Source organism: Pseudomonadota bacterium (assembly GCA_038533575.1).
Classification (GTDB): Bacteria; Pseudomonadota; Alphaproteobacteria; order Rhodobacterales; family Rhodobacteraceae; genus Shimia_B.
In genome coordinates this window covers 766662-789787 of sequence record JBCAYL010000001.1, presented here as the reverse complement: position 1 = coordinate 789787, position 23126 = coordinate 766662, and the positions used below count along the sequence as shown (strand labels likewise).

The 23126-nt window shown below is 65.7% G+C and carries 12 protein-coding genes; 7 read left to right on the top strand and 5 right to left on the bottom strand.

All coding sequences use genetic code 11. The features are described 5' to 3' along the window. Position 1: 1 nt before the first annotated feature. Entirely contained in the window at positions 2–1339 is a 1338-nt protein-coding gene (locus AAFM92_04075; GenBank protein ID MEL7299543.1) for an NAD(P)/FAD-dependent oxidoreductase, read from the bottom strand. A 152-nt stretch (positions 1340–1491) separates the two neighbouring features. Here AAFM92_04075 and AAFM92_04070 point away from each other — a divergent pair, with 152 nt between their 5' ends. Further along, positions 1492–2643, top strand: coding sequence for an alpha-hydroxy acid oxidase (locus AAFM92_04070; GenBank protein MEL7299542.1), 1152 nt, complete (start codon positions 1492–1494; stop codon positions 2641–2643). 78 nt (positions 2644–2721) lie between these two features. On the opposite strand, the gene AAFM92_04065 is transcribed toward AAFM92_04070, so the two are convergent. The 3 genes from AAFM92_04065 to AAFM92_04055 all read right to left on the bottom strand — a co-directional run bounded on the left by AAFM92_04065 (position 2722) and on the right by AAFM92_04055 (position 9554). Next, positions 2722–3567: a DUF4394 domain-containing protein gene (locus AAFM92_04065; protein MEL7299541.1), complete on the bottom strand. Its 846-nt coding sequence runs from the start codon at positions 3565–3567 to the stop codon at positions 2722–2724. Positions 3568–3702: 135 nt separating this feature from the next. Beyond that, positions 3703–7785 (bottom strand): translocation/assembly module TamB domain-containing protein, encoded by a 4083-nt coding sequence (locus AAFM92_04060; GenBank protein MEL7299540.1) that lies wholly within the window; start codon positions 7783–7785, stop codon positions 3703–3705. Continuing rightward, positions 7785–9554 carry a BamA/TamA family outer membrane protein gene (locus tag AAFM92_04055; protein MEL7299539.1) on the bottom strand — a complete coding sequence of 590 codons (1770 nt, stop codon included), beginning with the start codon at positions 9552–9554 and terminating at the stop codon, positions 7785–7787. Before AAFM92_04055 ends, AAFM92_04060 begins: the two co-directional genes overlap by 1 nt. Before the next feature lie 189 nt (positions 9555–9743). Between AAFM92_04055 and AAFM92_04050 the strand changes: the two genes are divergently transcribed. From AAFM92_04050 to AAFM92_04025, 6 genes are all read left to right on the top strand, one after another. Next, positions 9744–11339, top strand: coding sequence for an alpha-amylase family glycosyl hydrolase (locus AAFM92_04050; GenBank protein MEL7299538.1), 1596 nt, complete (start codon positions 9744–9746; stop codon positions 11337–11339). Positions 11340–11443: 104 nt separating this feature from the next. Then, a complete protein-coding gene (gene glgB / locus AAFM92_04045; protein MEL7299537.1) occupies positions 11444–13618 on the top strand; it encodes a 1,4-alpha-glucan branching protein GlgB in 2175 nt (724 codons plus the stop codon). Positions 13619–13638: 20 nt separating this feature from the next. After that, positions 13639–14901: a glucose-1-phosphate adenylyltransferase gene (gene glgC, locus AAFM92_04040; GenBank protein MEL7299536.1), complete on the top strand. Its 1263-nt coding sequence runs from the start codon at positions 13639–13641 to the stop codon at positions 14899–14901. A gap of 7 nt (positions 14902–14908) precedes the next feature. Beyond that, the gene (gene glgA, locus AAFM92_04035) at positions 14909–16336 is read left to right on the top strand and encodes a glycogen synthase GlgA (GenBank protein ID MEL7299535.1); all 1428 of its coding nucleotides are present in this window, start codon (positions 14909–14911) and stop codon (positions 16334–16336) included. Continuing rightward, complete coding sequence (gene glgX, locus AAFM92_04030; GenBank protein MEL7299534.1) at positions 16333–18423, top strand: glycogen debranching protein GlgX; 2091 nt, start codon at positions 16333–16335, stop codon at positions 18421–18423. Before glgA ends, glgX begins: the two co-directional genes overlap by 4 nt. A gap of 13 nt (positions 18424–18436) precedes the next feature. Continuing rightward, positions 18437–20062: an alpha-D-glucose phosphate-specific phosphoglucomutase gene (locus AAFM92_04025; protein ID MEL7299533.1), complete on the top strand. Its 1626-nt coding sequence runs from the start codon at positions 18437–18439 to the stop codon at positions 20060–20062. A gap of 4 nt (positions 20063–20066) precedes the next feature. Here the strand turns inward: AAFM92_04025 and AAFM92_04020 are convergent, their stop codons facing one another. Next, positions 20067–23126 (bottom strand): glycoside hydrolase family 38 C-terminal domain-containing protein, encoded by a 3060-nt coding sequence (locus AAFM92_04020; GenBank protein ID MEL7299532.1) that lies wholly within the window; start codon positions 23124–23126, stop codon positions 20067–20069.

Below are 23126 nucleotides of genomic sequence, written 5' to 3'. Positions count from 1 at the left end.
GCTAGGCCGCCTTGCCTCGCTCTTCAGCGGCCCGCTTTTCATCCGCGAGGCGCTTTTCGTCAGCGGCAAGATAGAGCGGCCTCAGGCCCGTGATCAGCCGCGCGCCCTTCGAGAAGGTCACGTAGGACCAGAACCAGCTTAAGAGCACGAAGACCGGGCGCCGCACGCCGATCAGGAAGTAGACGTGGGCAAAGCCCCAAATCCACCAGGCCGGCGCGCCCGAAAGCCTGAGCCATCCCCAGTCAATGACCGCTGCGTTGCGCCCGATCGTGGCGAGGTTGCCGCGATGCGAATACTTGAACCCGCGCTTGGAGACCTTCTTGCCCTCGGCCATCCGCGCGAGACGTTTGCCGACATAGGCGCCCTCCTGCTTCGCCGCCGGGGCGATCCCGGGGACGTCGAGATCCTTGGTCCATGCCACCTTGGCGGCATCTCCGATGACGAAGACCTCGGGATGCCCGGGCAGTGACAGGTCCTCTTCCACTGCGATCCGACCGGAGCGATCCGTCTCGGTGCCGAGCCACGCGCCGAGCTTGCGCACCTTCACACCCGCGCCCCAGACCTTCGTCGCGGCGGGGATGAACCCTTCCGAGGTCTGGACCCCGTCCTCAGAGATATCCTCGACCATGGTATCGAGCTGCACCTCGACCCCGAGCTTCTCGAGCGATTTGAGTGCCTTCTCCGAAAGCTCCTCCGGCATCGTCGAAAGAACGCGCGGCCCTGCCTCCACGAGTACCACCCGCGTCTGCGTTGGATCGATGTTGCGGAAATCCTTGGCGAGGGATCGGCGCGCCAGCTCCGATATCGAGCCCGCGAGCTCCACGCCCGTGGGCCCTCCTCCCACGACGACGAAGGTCAGCTCGCGCGCCTGCACCTCCGGGTCCTTGGCCACCTCGGCGCGCTCAAAGGCCATCAGGATCCGCTTCCGGATCTCGGTGGCATCCACGATGCGCTTGAGACCCGGCGCATGGGGCTCCCACTGCTCGTTGCCGAAATACGAGTGCTGGGCGCCGGTTGCTATGATGAGCTGATCGTAATCGAAATCGGCCGTATCGCAGATCACACGGCGGCGCTCCAAGTCGATCTCCTGCACCTCCGAGAGCGCCACGCGCACATTCTTTTCATCGGCGAAGAGCCCCCGGATCGGCCATGCGACATCGGCCGGTGACAGGTCCGCAGTCGCCACCTGGTAGAGCAGCGGTTGGAAGAGGTGGTAGTTTCGCTTGTCGACGAGCGTCACGTCCACTGGCGCGTCCTGGAGCTTCTGTGCTGCCGCGAGGCCGCCAAATCCGGCTCCAATGATGACGACCTTCGGGCGCTTGGGTGCTTGGGCTGCCATGGCGGCATCTCCTTACGGGTTCTCACAAAGAGGTAGGATCAGAACCACCGACGCCAATGAAGGTTTCGAGGCGACGCGGCACGCGAAGACTGTTCTTGCGGCAAATTGCACTAATTGGTAAGGCGACCTTACCAATCAGGAGGATGAGAGCCATGGGCCTGCAGAACTGTCACAATTTCCAAGACTTTCGGGCCCTTGCGAAACGACGGCTGCCGAGCCCGATTTTCCACTACATCGACGGGGCGGCGGATGATGAGGTCACCTACCGGCGCAACACCACCGCCTATGACGATGTCGACCTGATCCCCTCCGTCCTCAACGGCGTGGCCGAGGTGGACATGAGCGTGGAGGTCATGGGCCAAAAGCTCGACATGCCCGTCTACTGCGCCCCGACAGCGCTTCAGCGCCTCTTTCACCATGAGGGCGAGCGCGGAGTGGCGAAGGCCGCCACGAAGCACGGGACGATGTTTGGCGTGTCGTCGCTGGCGACCGTGACGGTGGAGGAGATCGAGAAGCTCGCTCCCGGGCCGAAGATGTTCCAGTTCTACTTTCACAAGGATCGCGGGCTCAACGACGCCTTGCTGGAGCGCGCCAAGGCGGCCAACTTCAACGTTATGGCACTCACCGTCGACACGATCACCGGCGGCAACCGGGAGCGTGACCTGCGCACGGGCTTCACATCGCCGCCGAAGCTGACCCCCTCCTCCGTCTTCTCGTTCGCCACGCACCCGATGTGGGCCTGGAATTTCTTCACCAAGGAGAAGTTCGACATGCCGCACCTCTCTGGCCACGTCAGCGCCGGCACCAATCTGGCCGTCAGCGTGGGCGACTACTTTTCCACGATGCTCGACCAGGACATGAACTGGAAGGACGCCGAAGAGCTCTGCAAGAAATGGGATGGGCAGTTCGCGCTCAAGGGGATCATGAGCGTCGAGGATGCCAAGCGCGCTGTCGATATCGGATGCACCGGCATCATGGTCTCCAACCACGGTGGACGGCAGCTCGACGGCGCGCGCGCGCCCTTCGACCAGCTTGCCGAGATCTGTGATGCCGTGGGCGACAAGATCGATGTGGTCTGCGAGGGCGGCATCCAGCGCGGCACGCATGTCCTCAAGGCGCTGAGCGTCGGCGCGAAGGCCTGCTCCGGCGGACGCCTCTACCTCTACGCACTCGCCGCCGCCGGGGGCGCTGGCGTGGAGAAGGCGCTTGGAAACCTGCGCACGGAGATCGAGCGCGACATGAAGCTGATGGGCATCACGAGCCTCGATCAACTGAGCCGCGAAAATCTCCGCTTCAGAAACTGAGCGCGCTGCCCAGGGGGACCGGGCAGCGCGAGGTGGGGGGCGGTTCACACCAACCGCCCCCCGGGCACTCTTCCTTGGTCACATACCCGAGCTAATCGCAAATCCGGAAAAGTTGCCCATCCCGAGATCGGCGAGGGGCGTTGCAGCCCCGGTGCCGAGATCGATGGAATAAAGCCCTGCGGTCTCTGCCCCCTCGATCTGGAGAATGGCGAAGGCGAGATCGGTCCCCTCTTCGGGGGAGACGATGTCAAAGCCCCCTGACGCGGCGAGATCGACGCTCATGCCCCCCACGGTGACGGCCCCCACGGTGCCAAGTTCACCCGCATTGTTGGCCAGCGTCACGAGCGCGTCCGTTTCGCTATCGAGCGCATACTGTGCCGTGGCGCTCGCGGTCATGCCGGCCACGGCATTGGTGTAGGCATTGGCAAAGATGCTGGGCGCGCGGCCCGCATTGGCATCGCCTTCGGCGTAGAAGGCATCGGTAAAGCGCAGCACAGAGCCCGCGCGCTCGTCATTGTCGCCGAAACCCTCGGGGAAATAGACGAGGTTCGCGCCCGAGGCGGAGACGGCGCGCACTGCGTCGATGGCGTTGTTGAAATCAAAAGCCACCGCGCCCGCGCCGAGCATGGCGTCATCCGCAAACTGCGCCATGAGATCAGTGATCTCGCCGGAAGACGGATCGATGGTGACAACCTTGCCCTCCGAGATCCCGAGGAGGTCGCCTGTCACGGGCCGGTACGCGATGGCGGAGAGCGCCATGCTCAACGCGACGGTCTCGACGTCTCCGGGTGCTGCGATGGAGCCCATGGTGACAAGCGTCTGCCCATCATTGGCCAGGGCATAGCCCATGATGCCCGCGTGCCCATCGGCCTGCACGGCAGTGGCAGAGGCGACGAGAGCCGCGGATGTGAGAAGGTGACGCATGGGATGTCCTTTCGATGCAACGGGCCGCCCCGACGCCAAAGCGCGGGGTATGCCGTCAGTCACGAAAGGATCTGCGAGGGAGTTTCAGCGCGTTTGAGGGTTTTTGCGCCGCGCGGCGCAAGCCCCTGAAGGCGCTCAATAATCTCTTTGCCAGAAGATGCCGACACCGGTCTCGCCGTCGCTCGAGGCCGAGCCGCGCAAGGTGGTGGTTTCGTTGAGATCAAAGTTCAGGCTGAGCGTCGTATTGCCTCCGGAGCCGACCTCCACCTCGGTATAGATGTCCTCATCAAGCTCTGCTCCGATGGCGAGCGCCGCCTCCCCCGTCTCTGCGTCCGTGCGCAGGTCGAGGTCATCGACGCCGAGGCCTGCCCGCGCGCTTTCGAGGAAACCGGCGCCGCCGGCACCGCTCAACTGGCGCAGCGAAGAGACGAGCCGCGCCACCTGCAAGGGGCTCAGCGTCTCGATCCCACGACCGAAGAGGACGCGGGCGAGGATCTCGTCCTCGGGAAGCTCGGGCGAAGAACTCAGCTCCAGCTCGGGGGCATCGACGGGCCCCGACAGACCGATCCGCGCGGTGATGTCTTCCACTTGAGAGACGGCCGCGATGTCGATCCGCGGCAGAAACGTCCCCGCGATGGTGATACGCCCTTCGTCCAGATCGAGGCGGCGCCCGAGGAAATCGAGCCGCCCGCGTGTGAGGTTGAACTGCCCCGCCGGGATCGGCGTTGCCGCGGTCCCGGTGATGCGGAGCCCACCCTCGAAGCCTGCATCCAATCCACGGCCGCGCACGAAAATCTGGTTGATGGCCTCGACGGTCACATCGAGGGGGATGCGCGGGCCGCCGCCTCCGCCATCGGGCTCCCGCCCGTCCAGCCGCAGACCAGCCCGCGCAAGGGTCTCGCGCACATCCCGTGGCGCGCCTTCGTGCCGGATGGATGGGATCGCGGTTGCGCCGCCGAGGCCCGTATCGGGGATGCGGATTTCCACGTCTTCCACGCGCACGAGCCCACCCACGGCGAGCTGGTTTTGCATGGAGCCCGCCACCTGCAGATCGGCTGTGACCTCGCTGGTGAGGACATCGAGATAGGCGACCGGCAAACGCACTGTCCTGAGGCCGAGGTCGACGGCGAACGGCGACGCCAAGCCTGCCGTGCCGGAAATCCGGATCGGAACGCCATCCAGGGCGGCGGAGGCATCGAGCCTCGCCTGCCCGCCCGAGAGATCGATATCCGCGTCGATCGGGCTCAGTGTCAGCCCCAACGTGGGATCAAAGACCCGAGCACCCGCGGTGCGGATCGTTCCGGACACCGCGTCTAGGCTGGGTGGCCCCGCGAGGCCGAGGTCGAAAGATGCCGTCCCCTCGAGGGACCGCCCGGACGCGAAGGCATTGGCGATGGCCAGTGGCAGCGTGCCCGAGGCGTCTGCCCGGACCGCGCCGCCCGGAAGGCCCGCTTCTGCGTCAATGTCCACGCGCGCCCCGCTATCGGTGGTGGCACGCGCGCGGAGATCGGGCGTGCCCCGCAAATCGCTCACATTCGCCGAGACCGCCGCGCCGCCAGCAAGACCGGGCACAAAGCGGGCGAGAGACGCGACGCGCGCCTGCAGCTCCAGCGCGTCCGAGAGCGCGCCAGACACATCCGCGGAGAGCCCCGTGGCGCTCGAGAGGCTGGCCTCCACCTGCTGCGCGCCAGTGAGGTCGCTTAGCGTTGCCGTGACCGACGCGCTCCCAGCGAGCTGTGGTGCCAGAAACCCGAGCGAGGCAGCCTCCGCCGCGAGATCGATGCGGGAAGCCGCACCCAGCGGCTGGCCCGTGATCCGCGCAGACAGGCCGGGCGTGGCCGTGACGTCCGCCGCGATGTCGAGAGCCCCGGTGAGATCGCGCAGCTCCGCATCGACGTTCGCCGGGCCTTCGAGGAGCGGGACGATGAAGCCGAGGTCATCGGCATTCGCCCGCACGATGACGACAGCGCCCGGCTGCGTTGGCCGCCCCTCCACACGTGCCGTAAGCCCCGGCGTGGCCGTGATGTCTGCCTCGATGAGCGGGCCCGCTTCGAAATCGCTCACACGCGCCGAGATGCGCGCGGGGCCGGGCAGCGGCGGCGCGAAAGCGGCGAGATCGGCGATCTCGGCCAGGATATCCAGCGCCTGCGCCTCGCCGGCTAGGGGACCGTTCACCGTGGCCCGGAGACCGGGGGCCACTGCGAGTTCTGCGGCCAACGTGGGCACGTCTTCAAGCGCCACCGAGGCCGCGAGTTCAGCGACGCCACTCAGCTGCGGCACGAAGCGTTCGACCTCTTGGAGGGCGCCGTTCAGGGTCACCTCAGCACCGGGCCCGGAGAGCGGGCCAGACACTGTTGCGTCGAGCCCGAACGCCGCCGAAAGCGCGCCCTCCAAGCGGCGTGCTCCGAGCGCGTCGCCCAGGGAGACCTCCAGGCTCACGGGTCCATCGACGAGGTCGGTGAGAAGCCCCACGTCACGGAGGTTGGCGGTGACGTCCAGCGCGCCATCGGCGGACGAGACCTCGCCGTCGGCGGTGGCGCGGAGCTCCGCGTTTTCGATGACGAGGTCGTCGATCCGCGTGCCGTTTTCATCGCGCGCAAAACCGAGGCCGAAGGTGGTCTCCGGGCTGACAAGGCCGGCCGCCGGCTCGATCCCGACATCGAGCCCGTTCGTGCGGCCACCGAGCGTGAAGACGATGGCACCGCCGGGGACTTCCATGTCACCGTCGAGATTGGCCGACACCTCTCCGGCGAGATCGCGCCCCGCGATCGCCGAGAACGGCGAGATGTCCGGCGCCTCGACGGTGAGCGCTGCCCGCAAGGCCACGCGGCCATCGGTGGGCGTGATGACAGCGGATCCGTTGGCCGTCCCGTTCTCCAAGGCGAGTTCCAGACCCGTGAATGAGAAGCTGCCATCCTCCGCCGACAGGGCCGTGACAAGCTCGGCCTCCGCGCCCACGGCCTCCGCAAGAGCCGGGTCCCCGGGAAAATCGAGCCCGCTGACCACGGCCTGAATGTCTCCGGCAAAGGGCCGCGCGGTGCCGGGGGCAATCTGTCCACGGCCCGTGATCGTCGCAGAGCCCACGGTCACCGTGCCGGCATCGACGTCTTGCGTGGTGAGGCTCAGGTCCCAGAATTCAGAGACGGACGCATCGAAGGCGACGGAAAGCTCGCTTCGGGCCAGCGTGACCTCGGTGCCGGGGATCGCGGCACGGCCCTCACGGGCGAGAAGCCCCGTGAGATCAATGCTTTGTGGGGCACCGTCTGCAAGCGCCGCGGAGCCTGTGAGGAGGAGCTGCGCCGCTTCAAGACGCAGGTCCTCAAGCGTCAGCGCACCGTCGGCGCCCGCATTGCCCGATGCCGTGAGGAAGGTCTCGGGTCCGAAAAACGCGCGGTTCGAGGGCTCAAGAAGCGGGCGGATATCGCCCGACAGGTCGACGGCGAAAGCCCGTCCGGCTGCACCGTCTTCGTTGAGCGTCGCCCGTCCGCCGAGGCGCTCCTCACCGTCCGTGGCCAAGACGAAATCCGCGGCAAAAGCATCGAGCGGACCGGCTCCTTCGATATCGAGACCGACCGAAGGCAGACCGGGAAGCGCAAGCGCCGTGGCCACGATCCCGCCTGCGGGCTCGGCCACGCGGAGCTCGACGCCGAGCTCTTCGGTCTCGGGTGAATAGCTCAGGTCTATGATCGCGGTCCCGGGCCGATCGTCGACGCGCGCGGCATCGAGGGTCACGGCCAGCGCGCCGTCCGCCAGCGCGGCGGAAATCTCGGCCGTGGCGCGGACCTCCTCGCCGAGGAGCGGCGCGCCGAGGAAAATCTCGTCCACCGCGAGCCTGTCGATCTGGATCGCCACTGGCAAATCCGGGATCCGAAAGCCCGACGCCTCCGCCTCCGGCACCTCGACCCCTTCCTGCGGAACGGGCCCTCGCAGCACGTTGAGGTTGGCGGCGGTCAGCTCTGTCACCTCGAGGCGGCCACGCAGCAGCGCACCCCGGTTCCAATTCAGGCGCACGTCGCGGAGCTCGAGCCAAAGGCCCTCGTCATCGGAGATGCGCAGCGCCTCCATGGTGGCCTCCGCGGTGAGGGCGCCCGCGAAACCATCCACTTCGACGACCCGACCGTCGCCCGAGAGCTGATTTTCGATGAGGCGTTCGATCTGCCCGCTCTGCGCCCATGCCGCCGGAGCCAGGAGGATGAAGAGGAGTGCGAGAACGCGCATCAGAATGCCTGCCCCAGACCAATGTAGAGTGCGTAATTCGTGCCGTCCGAGCTGTCGCCCACGGGCACACCCACGTCGACGCGGAGCGGGCCGAGCGCAGTGTTGTAGCGCAGACCGAGGCCCGCGCCGCTGTGACCTTCACCGTCCTCGAAGGTCGCGCTCTCGGAGATGAAGCCGTAATCGAAGAAACCCACGACGCCGATGGCTTCGGTGATCTCCTGGCGGAGTTCGAGCGACAGACCCGCGAAGCCGCGCCCGCCAGTCGTGCCCTCTTCCGCGTCAACGCCGAGGGATTCAAAGCCCTGCCCGCGCACCGTGCCACCGCCGCCCGAGAAGTACAGAAAGTCCGGCGGGGTGCCCTCACGCTCGGCCGCGAGGATGGTGCCGAATTGGGCCCGCGACGCGAGCACGGTGCGCCCGCCCAGCGCGCGATAGGCACGCAGATCGCCGTCGAACTTCAGCCCCGTATCGCCGCCCGCCACCGCGATGAAGGGCTGCGCCTCGAGAAAGCCGAACGTACCGGAGGAGGGATTGAGCGGATCATCGCGCCGGTCGCGTTCGGCGTCGGCGCCGAGAATGAGATGTCCAAAGGTGCGGGATCCGAAGGCGTCCTCGGATCCCGAAAAACGAAAACCCACGGCCTGACCGATCACCAGCGTATCGTTCACGCGCCGCGACCGACGGGCCGTGAGTTCGACGAGATTCTCTTCGAATGTCTCGTCATCGATCCGCTCGATGGCGGCGGTGAGGTCCAGCGTATCGTCGGCGCGTCGGAAGCCGGGGATCGTGAGCGTCGTGGCAAAGCGGAAATCCACACCGCCGGTCTCGCCACCGATGCCATCGATCTCCGCGTCAAAGCGCAGACGCTCCGCCCCTCCGAAGAAATTCCGGTTGATCCAAAAGGCCTCGAGCGCAAGCCCGTTCGTCGTCTCGATCTGGGCGCCAAAGCCCAGCCGCCGCAGAGGAGCGGCCTCGAGACCGAGTTCGAGGTCGAGCGTCCCGTTCGCGTTGGGCTCGGCTGCCTCGCGCACGACGACGGAGTTGAACGTCCCCGTGTCGACAAGCCTGCGCCGGACATCGCGGACGGCCGCCGGAGAAAACGGCTCGCCGCGGGGCATGCCTGCGATCTGCTGCAAGCGCCGCTCGCTGACCGTGGCATCCGGCGGGGTGATCAGCCGTCCGAAGCGGAGCGGGGGCCCCGGATCGACGCCCAGCGCCACATCAAGCTCGGATGCGCTGTGACGGGCGATGATCTGCTGGTCGGTGATCTCGGCCTTGGCGTGGGAGGCATCGCGCCAGTCATCCACCGCCTGCCGCGCGGCATCTCTGACTTGCGCGGTGCCTGCCGTGACCCCCGGCGCAAATCCTTCGATGGCCGTCGTGCCCGGTGCAAGAGGCGCGATGACCGCGCGGCCGAACGTGAACCGCTGACCTAAGTCGATATCGACGACCGGCGCGCCGAGAGAGGGCGGCGCGTTGAAGGAGGTAAGGCTGCTCGCCTCGCGCCCACCGAAGCGGATCGACACGGACGCGCTGAAGAAGCCTTCCTCGTAGAGCACGGCAAGCAGGCGGCCGTAATCGCCCTTCGCCGTCGTGATGACATCGCCGGATGTCTCCTCGGGCCCCGCAGACAGGACGAGCGCCTCGCCCTCCAGACGCTCCACGAGGTCCTCGCTCGCGCCGTCGACACGCAGCTCTTGCGAGAGTGCGGGACCGAATATGAAAATGAGGCTTACAGCGAGAGCGGAGCGGAGGGTCGTTGGGAACAAAGCGCGCGCCACTGGCATTCCTGTCATTGAATTGGGCGCGCCACATAGCTTGCCCCGAAGTCATTCACATCGTCTACGCAGGTAGACGGCGCGAGTGCAACGCACGAGGGGGAGCTTTGTTGCAAAAGACTGCCGATCCTGATCACTCTCGGTGTGTCATAGATAAAAGCCGAGAGGACCCGAGCAGCCATGACAACTAAAGACGAGTGGTGGCGGGGCTCCGTGACCTACCAGGTTTACCCGCGGTCTTTCCAGGACACGAGCGGCGACGGCGTGGGCGATATCAAGGGCATCACGGAGCGGCTGGACCACATTGCGTCGCTCGGCGTCGATGCCGTCTGGCTGTCGCCTGTCTTCACATCGCCCATGAAGGACATGGGCTATGACGTCTCCGACTACACCGGCATTGACCCGCTCTTTGGCACCATGGCCGATTTCGACGAGATGATCGAAGAGGCGCATAAACGCGGTCTGAAGATCATCACCGACCAAGTGATCAGCCATGCCTCCGACGAGCATCCGTTCTTCGAGGAAAGCCGGCAGAGCCGCGACAACCCAAAGCATGACTGGTTCATCTGGGCCGATCCCAAGCCCGACGGCACACCGCCCACGAACTGGATGAGCGTCTTTGGCGGGCCGGCATGGACCTGGGACACCCGCCGCAAGCAATACTACATGCACAACTTTCTGAGCGCGCAGCCGGACTGGAACTTTCACAACAAGGCGGTGCAGGACTACCACCTCGAGTGCATGGAATACTGGCTCAAGCGCGGGGTGGATGGCTTCCGTCTCGATACGGTGAACTACTACTTCCATGACAAGCTCTTGCGGGACAATCCGGCCAACTACCTCGATTGGGGTCCGCATGCGGCCAAGCCCGTGGACATGCAGTTTTGCCTCTTCTCGAAATCGCAGCCGGAAAACCTGACCTTCCTCGAGCGGATCCGGCAGCTCCTCGAGAAATACGATGCGCGCACCACGGTGGGCGAGGTCGGGGACAACCATCAATCCATCTCGCTCATGGGCAAGTACACGTCCGACAACCGCCTGCACATGGCCTACTCTTTCGAGCTTCTGGGGCCGGACTACGCGCCCGATTTCTTCCGTGAGCGGATCGAGAACTTCTTCAAGGGCGCGCCTCAGGGCTGGCCCTGCTGGGCGTTTTCGAACCATGACGTGCCGCGGCATGCCGGGCGTTTCCTGCCCCATGGCAAGTCTCTTGACGCCATCGCGAAGCAATCGGCGGCGCTGCTTCTGACCTTCCAAGGGTCGGTCTGCCTCTACCAGGGCGAGGAGCTCGGCCTCGTGGATACCGAGCTCGAGTTCCACGAACTCACCGACGTCCAAGGTATCGCCTACTGGCCCGAGCCCGTGGGCCGCGACAACAACCGCACGCCGATCCCGTGGGAGAAAAAGGGCAAGAATGCAGGCTTCTCCGACGCCAAATCGACGTGGCTACCGGTCAAGCAGCCGGCCAAGGATCGCGCCGTTGACGTGCAGGAGAAGGACAAGGACAGCGTCCTCAACTTCTACCGCGCCATGATCAAGCTTCGTGCCGAGCACGAAGACCTGCGGACCGGCGCTCAGACCTTCCTCGACCTGCCGGATCCCGTCATCGGCTATGACCGCGGAGACGACTTCACCTGCGTCTTCAATCTGTCCAAGCGGAAGGTGAGCGTGCGGCTGCCCTGCCCCGTGTCGCCGCTGATCGAGGTGGATGTGAGCTGCTCGAAGGACCGCGTTGACCTCGGCCCCAATGGCTTTGTCATCGCGCGGAAGTCCTGAGACCGCTCAAAATCGATATCAGGCCCGGGGGGTTGCACCTCCCCCCCGGCTTATGAAACGCCAGAGGGGTCCGAAAGAGACCCAGACTTGAAGGGAGACAGATCGTGCCAAGCCCGACCCATCCCCCCCATTTGAGCGAGGACGACATTCACGCCCTGCTCGATGCACGCCACGACGACCCGTTTTCAAAGCTCGGCGTTCACAAGACCGGCTCGAAGAGTTGGCTCGCCGCACTCCTGCCGGGCGCTGCCTCCGTATCGGCCACGCTCGGCAAGAAGACGGTGGAACTCGCCGACCTCGGCGGCGGCCTTTTCGCTGGCCCCGTACCCACGTCGAAGTCGCGGGCGGTTCTGAAGGCTGAAAACCTCGACCATGGCGCTTCCTTCGAGGATGCCTACTCGTTCGGCCCCGTGCTGGGGGACATGGACATCCATCTCATTTCCGAGGGCACCCATCGCCGCCTATGGGACGCGCTCGGCGCCCATGTCATGGAGCATGAGGGCGTCGCGGGCACGCATTTCGCCGTCTGGGCGCCCAACGCAAAGCGCGTGTCGGTCGTCGGAGATTTTTGCGGCTGGGATGGCCGCCGCCTGCCCATGCGCAAGCTTGGCTCGTCCGGTGTCTGGGAGATCTTCGTCCCCGGCGTGGGCGACGGGGCCTTCTACAAATACGAGATCGCGCCAGCCGAGGGCGGCTTTCATTCGAAATCCGATCCGTTCGGCTTTGGGTCGCAGCATCCGCCGGAGACGGCGAGCGTGGTGCGCGACATCACGGGCTACGGCTGGAAAGACGACGCCTGGATGGCGGGCCGCCCGTCAAAGAACGAGCGCTCCGCCCCCATTTCGATCTACGAGGTGCATCTCCCGTCCTGGCGCCGCGCCGATGGCAAGCGCCCGCTCAGCTACAAGGAACTCGCCACCGAGCTCGTGGACTACGCCAAGGAGATGGGCTTCACCCATCTGGAATTCCTGCCGGTCTCCGAGTTCCCCTTCGACGGCAGCTGGGGCTACCAGCCGATCGGGCTCTACGCGCCCACGATCCGCATGGGCCCGCCGCACGAGTTCCGCGATCTCGTGGAAGCCGCGCATGGGGCCGGGCTTGGCGTCATTCTCGACTGGGTACCTGGGCACTTCCCCACCGACGCCCACGGGCTCTCCATGTTCGATGGCTCGCATCTCTACGAGCATTCCGACCCGCGCGAGGGCTTCCACCAGGACTGGAATACCGCGATCTTCAACTACGGGCGCACCGAGGTGAAAAACTACCTCACCGCCAACGCCCTTTACTGGCTCAAGGAATACCATGTCGACGGTCTCCGCGTGGATGCTGTGGCCTCGATGCTCTACCGCGACTATTCCCGCGAGGCGGGCCAGTGGATCCCCAACAAGGACGGCGGTCGCGAAAACTACGAGGCGATCGATTTCCTCAAGGAGATGAACACGCTGGCCTATGGCGAGGTCGAGGGCATCCTCACCGCGGCCGAAGAATCCACGGCCTTCGGTGGCGTCTCGGCCCCTGTGGATGCGGGCGGGCTCGGCTTCGGCTACAAGTGGAACATGGGCTGGATGAACGACACGCTGCGATACATCGAGAAAGACCCGATTTATCGCCAGTACGATCATCACCTGATCACCTTCCCGCTCGACTGGGCCTACACCGAGAACTTCATCCTGCCGATCAGCCACGACGAGGTCGTGCACGGCAAGGGCTCCATGATCGACAAGATGCCCGGCAACGAATGGGAGAAGTTCGCCAACCTGCGCGCCTATTACGGCTACATGTGGGGCTTCCCGGGCAAGAAGCTCCTCTTCATGGGCTGCGAGTTCGGCCAGTGGCAGGAATGGAACCACGATGAGAGCCTCGACTGGGACGCGCTCCTCGGCGCCAACCAGAAGGGCCTCCAGACGCTCGTGAAGGACCTCAACCGCGTCTACACCTCCACGCCTGCGCTTCACGCGCAGGACTGTGATCCCGCGGGCTTCACCTGGCTCGACAACGATCCATCGCAAAGCCTGACCGCCTGGGCGCGCTTCGGCGGCGGGGAGACCTGCATCGTTGTTTGCAACTTCACGCCCATGGAACGCCATGGCGTCCGCATCGCGGCCCCGTCGAAGGGGCATTACAGCGAAATCCTCAACACCGATGCCAGCCTCTATGGCGGCGGTGACCGGGGCAACGGCGGGGGCGTGCATACGCAAGATATCGGCCAGAGCGGCCAGGATCAGAGCATCGAGATCACGGTGCCGCCGCTCTCGACCCTCATCTTCAAACTGGACTAGAGCTCTCGGGAGGAGACCAGATGCCCAGACCAAAGAGACTTTCCCAACGCGCCATGGCCTTCGTGCTCGCCGGGGGCCGCGGTTCACGGCTCAAGGAGCTCACCGATACGCGCGTGAAACCGGCGGTCTATTTCGGGGGCAAGACGCGGATCATCGACTTCGCGCTCTCGAATGCCATGAATTCCGGCATCCGCCGCATGGCACTGGCAACCCAGTACAAATCGCACTCCCTCATCCGGCACTGCCAGCGCGGCTGGAACTTCTTCCGCGCGGAGAGGAACGAGTTCCTCGACATCATGCCCGCTTCCCAGCGGGTCAATGAAGACCGCTGGTATCTCGGCACGGCGGATGCCGTCACACAGAACATCGACATCGTCGACAGCTACGATATCGACCACGTCGTCATCCTCGCGGGCGACCACATCTACAAGATGGACTACGAGGTCATGCTCGAGGAGCACGTGGAAAAGGGCGCCGATGTCACCGTGGGCTGCCTCACCGTGCCGCGCATGGACGCCACCGCCTTCGGCGTCATGGCCGTCGACCAGGAGGAAAACATCACCTCCTTCCTCGAGAAGCCCGCCGACCCGCCAGGCATCCCGGGCGACGAGGAGCACGCGTTGGCCTCCATGGGGATCTACGTCTTCTCCTGGCCCTTCCTGCGCTCGCTCCTCCTCGAGGATCGCGACGACCCGAATTCGTCCCACGATTTTGGCAACGACCTCATCCCGAAGATCGTGAAGGGCGGCAAGGCCCATGCTCACCGCTTCGACCGCTCCTGCGTGCGCCATCCTGACACGTCCGCCTATTGGCGCGATGTCGGCACGCTCGACGCATTCTGGCAGGCCAATATCGACCTGACCGACTTTACGCCCGAGCTCGATCTCTGGGACACCGACTGGCCCATCTGGACCTATTCGGAGAGCGTGCCGCCCGCAAAGTTCATCCACGACGAGAAAGACCGCCGCGGGGTGGCGATCTCGTCCATGGTCTCGGGCGGGTGCATCATTTCCGGCACGGCCGTGCGGAACTCGCTCCTCTTCACCAAGGTCAAGACCAACAGTTACGCAGTGCTGGATCATTCGGTGCTTCTCCCGAATGTCGTCGTCCATCGCAATGCGCGCCTCACCAAGTGCATCGTGGACCGCGGGGTGGAGGTCCCCGAAGGCCTCGTCGTGGGAGATGATCCGGAGGAAGATGCAGCCAACGGCTTCCGCGTGACCGAGAAAGGCACGACCCTCATCACCAAGCCCATGATCGACGCGTATCTCGCCAAGCAGTAAGCGCACGATGAAGGTCCTCTCTGTCACGTCCGAATGCGTGCCTTTCGTCAAGACGGGGGGACTCGCGGACGTGGCCGGGGCCTTGCCCGGCGCCCTGAAGGGTCAGGGCATCGAGATGAAGACGCTTCTGCCGGGCTATCCGGCGGTCATGGCGCGTCTTTCCGATCCGGCGCAGGTCTACGAGCGCACGGAGCTCTACGGCGCGGCGGCGCGGGTTCTGGCCGAGACGGTGGATGGCATCGATCTCCTCGTTCTTGACGCGCCCCATCTCTACACGCGCGGCGGGACGATCTACCTCGACGAGGACGGCAAGGACTGGGCCGACAATCCGGAACGCTTCGCAGCCCTCTCGCGCGTGGCCAGCGACATCGCGGGCGGCGCGCTCGGGACTTGGATGCCGAAGATCGTCCATGCCCATGACTGGCAGGCTGGCCTCGCCCCGTACTACATCGCCCGATCCGAGGCCGCGCCCCGGGTCGCAACCGTGCTCACGATCCATAACATCGCCTTTCAAGGCCTCGCGCCGGGGGATCGCGCGGAGCATCTCGGCATCTTGGGCCAGGATTTCCATTCCGGTGCAGCGGAGTACTGGGGCCAGGTTTCGACGCTGAAAGCCGGGCTGACCTCAGCCACGAAACTCACCACCGTCTCCCCCACCTATGCCGAGGAGCTCATGCGACCCGATTTCGGCATGGGCATGGACGGCATCCTGCGGGACCGACGGGCCGATCTCGTGGGCATCCTGAACGGCGTAGACACGCATGTCTGGAACCCGGCCGCGGACAAGAAGATCCATGTCTACAAGAGCCCCCGCGGCAAGGCGAAAAACAAGGCTGCGTTGCGCGCGGAGTTCGGGCTGCCGGAGGCGGATGGGCCGCTCTGCGTGCTCATCTCGCGGATGACGGAGCAGAAAGGGCTTGATCTGCTGCTGGAGGCGCTGCCCGCCCTCACCGAGGCCGGCGGCCAGCTCGCGCTTCTGGGATCCGGCGATCCGGTGCTCGAGGCCGCCTTCGCCGCCGCCTCCCGGGATCCGAATGTCGCGGTGAAGATCGGATATGATGAAGCGCTCTCCCACCGCATGGTGGCTGGCGGAGACGCCATTCTCGTCCCGTCCCGCTTCGAGCCCTGCGGCCTGACGCAGCTCATGGGCCTCGCCTACGGCACACCGCCCGTGGTGGCGCTGACGGGCGGCCTCGCGGACACGGTGATCCCGGCGACGCCCGCCACGCTCGCGCGTGAGGTGGCCACGGGCATCCAATTCTCACCGGTCACCGCAGAGGCGCTGACGAACGCGCTCACGAAGCTTTGCGCGCTCTACGCCGACGCGAAAGCCTGGGGCAAAATACAGCGCAACGCCATGGCCCACCCCGTGGGCTGGGAGACCTCTGCCGCGGCCTACGCCGCGCTCTACGGGAGCATCGCCCCATCGCCATGAGATCGCTCCAGCTCTCCGCCGGGCGGCCCTACCCGCTCGGCGCGACCTTTGACGGCGAGGGTGTGAACTTCGCCGTTTTCTCCCAGCATGCCGAGCGCGTGACCCTCTGCCTTTTTGACGATGAGGGGAACGAGGCGCTTCTCGTGGACCTCGCCGAGCGCGACGGCCATGTCTGGCACGGCTACTTCTCGGGCATGCAGCCCGGGCAGCAATACGGCTACCGCGTGCATGGGCCCTACGCGCCCGAGGAAGGCCACCGGTTCAACCCGCACAAACTCCTCATCGACCCCTACGCCAAGAAGCTCACCGGGCACCTCACCTGGGACGACAGCCTTTATGGCTATGAAATCGGGCACAAGGATGCGGATCTGAGCTTCGACACCCGCGACAGCGCGCCCTTCATGCCGCGCTCCGTCGTCGTGGACCCGGCTTTCACCTGGGGCGCAAAGGGGGGCCGCATCGACCGGCCCTGGAACGAGACGGTCCTCTACGAGGCCCATGTCAAAGGCCTCACGCAGAACAGGGAGGACGTGGCACACCGGGGCAAGTTCCTCGGCATGGCCTCCGACCCGATCCTCGACCACCTCACCGATCTGGGCATCACGGCGATCGAGCTCTTGCCCGTGCAGGCCTTCGTCGATGACCGCTTCCTCGTCGATCAGGGGCTGCGCAATTTCTGGGGCTACATGACGCTCGGCTTCTTCGCGCCGGACCCGCGCTACCTGAGCTATGCCGACATCGCCGAGTTCCAGCAGATGGTGGCGCGCTTCCACGCCGCCGACATCGAGGTGATCCTCGACGTCGTCTACAACCACACCGCCGAGGGCGACCAGAACGGCCCGACGCTGGCCTTCCGCGGCTTCGATAACTCGAGTTACTACCGCCTCTCGGAAGGGCGCTACTACGTCAACGACACGGGCACGGGCAACGCGCTCAACTTCGATCATCCGTTCACGCTCCGCCTCGTGATGGATTCGCTCCGCTACTGGGTCGAAGTCATGCGCGTCGATGGCTTCCGCTTCGACCTCGCCTCCACGCTCGCGCGCACCGGCGGCGTCTTCGACCGCGACGGCCCCTTCATGCGCGCGATCCGGCAGGACCCCGTGCTCAACCGCGTGAAGCTCATCGCCGAGCCCTGGGATGTGGGCATGGGCGGCTACCAGCTCGGCGCCTATCCCGCGCCCTTCACCGAATGGAACGACAAGTACCGCGACCAGGTGCGCCGCTACTGGCGAGGCGACGAGGGCACGGTGCAAAAGCTCGCCACGCGGGTGGCGGGATCGAGCTTCCGCTTCGACCATGACGGGCGGCCTGCGACCTCCTCGATCAACTACCTGACGAGCCACGATGGTTTCACGCTCATGGACGTCGTCAGCTACAACATGAAGCACAACGAAGCGAACGGCGAAGGCAACCGCGACGGCCACGGCGAGAATTTCTCGGGCAATTGCGGGGAAGAAGGCCCTAGCGAGGACCCAAAGGTCATCGCCAAGCGCGCGCAACGGCGTCGCAACATGCTGGCCACGCTCATGCTCTCCCAAGGCACGCCGATGATCCTGGCGGGTGACGAGCTCGGAAATAGCCAGGGCGGCAACAACAACGCCTACAGCCAGGACAACGAAACCGGCTGGATCGACTGGGACGGCGCCGACGAGGATTTCCTGCAATTTTGCAAGGATGTGATCCTTTTCCGGCGGGCCACGCCGATCCTGCGCCAGACACGCTTTCTCCATGCGCGCCCGCGCCTGATCGACGGCGTCCCTGATCTCTTCTGGCGGCGCGCGGACGGGCAGGCCATGACCTCGGACGATTGGGGCCAGGCCAAGCTGAAGTTCCTCGGGGCCGAGATGCGCATGGCGCGCGGCACCCCTCCCTACGAACGGCGCCTTGGCGCGATCTACATCATCTTCAACAACGGCGGGGAGATCCGCGCCACGCTGCCCGAAGCGCCCGAGGGGCAATTCTGGGCGCGCGCCTTCGACACTGCGGGCGGCATTCCTCCAGAGGACCGCCCGCGCACGACAACCTCCATCGCGGCCGAAAGCGTCGTCGCGTTTACACTTAGGAACATCGCCGAAAAGAGCTGACCGGGAGACCACCATGACCACCATCGCCACGAAGCCGATTGACGGCCAAAAGCCGGGGACGAGCGGGCTCCGGAAGAAAACCCGGGTCTTCATGGCACCCCACTACCTCGAGAACTACGTGCAATCGATCTTCGATGGGATCGGCGGGGTCAGCGGCAAGACGCTCGTGGTGGGCGGCGATGGCCGGTATTTCAACGATCGCGCGATCCAGGTGATCCTGCGCATGGCCGCCGCCAACGGCGCGGCGCGCGCCATCGTGGGCGAGCGCGGCATCCTCAGCACCCCCGCCGCAAGCCATCTCATCCGCAAACGCGGCACCGATGGCGGCCTGATCCTCTCGGCCTCGCACAACCCTGGCGGACCGGAGGAGGATTTCGGCCTGAAGTACAACGGGCCCAATGGCGGCCCGGCGACCGAGGGCGTGACCGACAAGATCTTTGCGCGGACCAAGGAGATCACGGAGTACCACATTCTCGAAGCGCAGGACGTGGATCTCAGCAGCCAAGGGGAAACAACGCTCGGTGAGATGGCAGTGGAGATCGTGGACCCCGTGAGCGACTATGCCGACCTCATGGAGAGCCTCTTCGATTTCAACGCCATCGGCGGCATGTTCGTCTCGGGCTTCCGCATGCGCTTCGACGCGATGCACGCGGTGACGGGCCCCTATGCGCGGGAAATCCTGGAGAACCGCCTCGATGCGCCCCTTGGCACGGTCGTGAACGGCGAGCCCAAGGAAGACTTCGGTGGTGGCCATCCGGACCCCAATCCGATCTGGGCCAAGGAGCTGATGGACGCGATGTATGGCGCCAACGCACCGGATTTCGGGGCAGCCTCCGACGGGGACGGCGACCGCAACATGATCGTCGGGCGAGGTGCCTATGTGTCTCCGTCAGACTCGCTCGCCGTCCTCGCGGACCTTGCCCACCTGGCCCCCGGCTACGCCGATGGCCTCGCCGGCGTGGCGCGCTCCATGCCCACCTCCGCCGCCGCCGACCGCGTGGCCGAGGCGAAGGGCATCGCTTCTTTCGAGACGCCCACGGGCTGGAAGTTCTTTGGCAACCTCCTCGATGCCGGGCATGCCACCATCTGCGGCGAGGAGAGCGCAGGCACGGGCTCCAACCACGTCCGAGAGAAAGACGGGCTCTGGGCGGTGCTGCTGTGGCTCAACATCCTCGCGAAAACGGGCAAGAGCGTGTCTGACCTCTTGTCGGACCATTGGGCCAAGTACGGGCGCAACTACTATTCCCGTCACGACTACGAGGCGGTGGACAGCGAAGCGGCGGCGGGTCTCATGGACGCGCTCAGGGAAAACCTCGGCGCGCTGAAAGACGGCGATTTCGGCGGCATGACAATCGAGGGCGCGGATGAGTTTTCCTATGACGACCCGGTGGACGGCTCGCATGCCTCGGCGCAGGGCATCCGCATCTTCTTTTCCGGCGGCGGCCGCGTGGTCTTCCGGCTGTCCGGCACGGGCACTCAGGGGGCGACGCTGCGCGTCTACCTCGAACGCCTCGAGACCGATCCTGCGGAGCTTCACCGTGACCCGCAGGAGGCGCTGGCGCCGATCATTGCCGCCGCCGACGCCATCGCCGGCATCTCGGCGCGCACGGGGCGCTCTGCGCCCGACGTCATCACCTAAGGGGCTAGAAGGCCGCGCGGAGCGTGAGGATCTGCGCGGGTCTCAGCTGCAGCACGATCTCTTGCGCGGGCTCCAGCTTTTCCTGCGTGACACCGAAAATATCGCAAGTTCTCAGGTTCTTGGGCGGCGTGTTGAAGCGCACCCTCGGCTCCACGTTCTCTCCGCGGGCTTCAAACAGCCGGAATTCAACCTCGCCGTCCACGGGGCGCACTGTCTCCACGATCAGGCCCGCGGGCACCTCGATCAGTGGCAAGACCTCCGGGCCCTGCGCCACGCGGAGCGGCGCGTTGAGATCGTAGGCCACGTGGTCGAGTTCGGCCCGTTCAAGCTCCGGGCTGGCGTAGAACGCATAGGTGAAATGGTGCCGCCCCTGGTCTGCCACGGGGTCCGGCGACGTGGCTGACTTGATCAAGGACAGGCGCATCACGTGGCCGTGGATATCGTGCCCGTACTTGCAATCATTCAGAAGCGCGGCACCGCGCTTGCCGTCCTCGAGCAAGGCCCATTTCTGCGCAGGCACTTCGAACCGCGCAGCATCGAAGTCCGATGTCCGGGACGTCGCGCGGCGGATCGCGCCCCATTGAATGTCGTAGAGCGCGTTATTCGCCTCGATGCTGACGGGAAACGCCACCTTCAGGAGGATGTGGCTCACACGCCAGTCGATTTCAGTTTCAAAATCGACGCGGCGCGAGCCCGCCGTGAGGCGGATCGTCTGCACGATCTCGCAGCCCCGCCAGAGATGGGTCACGCGCACGGCAGCGCGGACCGGTCCATTCTCCACGACCTCGAATTGCCGGGCGTTCGTGACCTCTTCCTGATTGTCCTCGAAGTATGGATCGATGTCCCAGGCATCCCAGCAGATGGGCCGATCCTCGAACGCCACGAGGCGATTGCCGTGCTCGCCTTCGGCGAGCGCCTGCCAGCCGGTGGCGAGGTCCGTGACCTCGGCCAAATGGCCGTTCGGGAGTACCTTCACCCGCAGGATGCCGTTATCGAGCCACGCATGCGTCGAGCCCACGGAGGCCCGCGCAGCATGGGGCGGGGTCTGGGCGGTGGAGACGGCCCGCGCGGAATAGCCGGGAAGATCCGAGAACCAGCAGAGCGCGCCGCCGCTGACCTTCTGCGCGGCATGGATTTCCGCATCCCCCTCCACGAAGGCGACGCGGGGCCCGCGTGTCGGCGCAGTGTTGATCGCCACCGGCGCGCCGCCAGGCGCCAGCAATGCCGAGGCCTTGTCCTCTATCTCACGGCGGAGGTTTGCAAATGTCTCCTTCGCCTCGTCGAAGACCTCGGTGATGGAGGTGCCGGTCAGGATGTCGTGGAACTGGTGCAGGCAGAGCGTCTTCCACTCCTCCTTGAGTTCGATCCCCTGCCCCAGCATGGCGGCCATGGCTTCCGCCTCATGGAGCGCCCATTCCGCCTTGCGGTTCGCGCGCTTGATCCAGCCCTGCGAGGTGTAGACGCCCCTGTGCCCCTCCATGTAATGCTCGCCCGTCCAGAGCTGCTCCTCCGGCACGAGGGGCGCGAGGCCCGCGAGCGCGTCCCGCACGGTGGACATGCGAAGGCGCGGCATCCCGGGCATCCCGCGATAGGCGTCGGCCTTGGCGAGGAGATCCTCCGTCGGCCCCCCGCCCCCGTCGCCATAGCCGTAGCAGATGGGCAGGTGGTCCTTCGCCGCGCCGTGGGCGTTGGACCACGTCCCGCGCACTTCCGAAGCGCTCAGATCGCTTTTGTAATTCGTCGGGAACGGCAGGTATTGCACAGCACGGGGCGTCGTGAGGATGTGCGCCAAGACACGGGTCCCGTCGATCCCCTCCCAGTGATGCGAGGCCCAGGGCACGCGATTGATCTGGTTCCAGTTGAGCTTGTTTGTCACGAACCAGTCGAGCCCGGCCATCTTCATGAGCTGCGGGATCTGGCCTGGGAAGCCGAACGTATCGGGCAGCCAGAGGACATTCGTCTCGACCTCCCCGAACTCCTCACGGAAAAACTCGCGCCCGAGAATGAGCTGCCGCACCAGCGCCTCGGGCCCTGGAATGTTCAGATCGGGCTCCACCCACATGCCGCCCATGACCTCCCACCGACCCTCGGCCACGCGGGCGCGGATCCCGCTGTAGATATCGGGGAAGTCGTGCTTCGTCATTTCGTAGAGCGCGGGCTGGGAATGGGAGAAGGTGTAGCCGTCATCGGCCTCCATCAGGCGCAGGACATTCGAATAGGTGCGCTGGTTTTTCAGGCGGATCTGGTCGATCGTCCAGAGATAGGCCACGTCCATATGCGCGTGCCCCACCCCGTGAAGCGTCACGTCGAGCGGGTCGCCCGCCTCCATGAGAGCGCCGCGCAGGGTGACGAGCGCGCCGGGCACGGACGCGTAGAAGGCCTCGCCCAGGGGGTCGCGGGTGTCGAGGACGTTGAAGGCGGCGTCGAGCGCGGAGATGAGCTCCGGATTGTCGGTATGTGTGGCGGCATCGTGGACGGCATGCGCGAGCCGGATGAAATCGAGCGTGTCGGGGCAGCGCTCCACGAGCGCGGGCGCGCCCATGTAGAGCTGCGCGCGGCTGTCGGGGTCAGGCGGCCACCCCGCAAGGCCCGTCCAGCCATGGAGCGTCAGGACATGCTCGCCCGTCGCCTCCTCTGGGAGCGGCAGGGTATGGTGATAGCGGTCCGCGCTGCCGAGCGGCGTTTCCCCGAGATAGACCATCGCCTCGGGATGATTGAAGATGTCGCCCAAGGCCCCCAGCGGCAGGTGAAGCGCGAGGTGGCGCTTGTCCCAGTCCGGCGGGACGGCCACGCGGGTCTTTAACAGAAAATCGAGCTTTGCCCGGCCCCAGTAGCTGTGATGCGGGATCTCCGGCCAGCCGGACGGGGCCTGCGCGAGGTCCGCGTTCACCTCGGGTCCCGGCAGCTCCTTGAAGAGAAATGGCGGCAGCGCGCGGCGCTTGCGAAAGACCATAGGCGCAATGAGCGCGAGGCGCGCCCCGAGCTTCTCGCGTGTCAGCCGAAGACGGTGCAGGGCCCTCTGACGACGGTCCTTCTCCAGCGCATGATCCTGCAGATCGTCCAT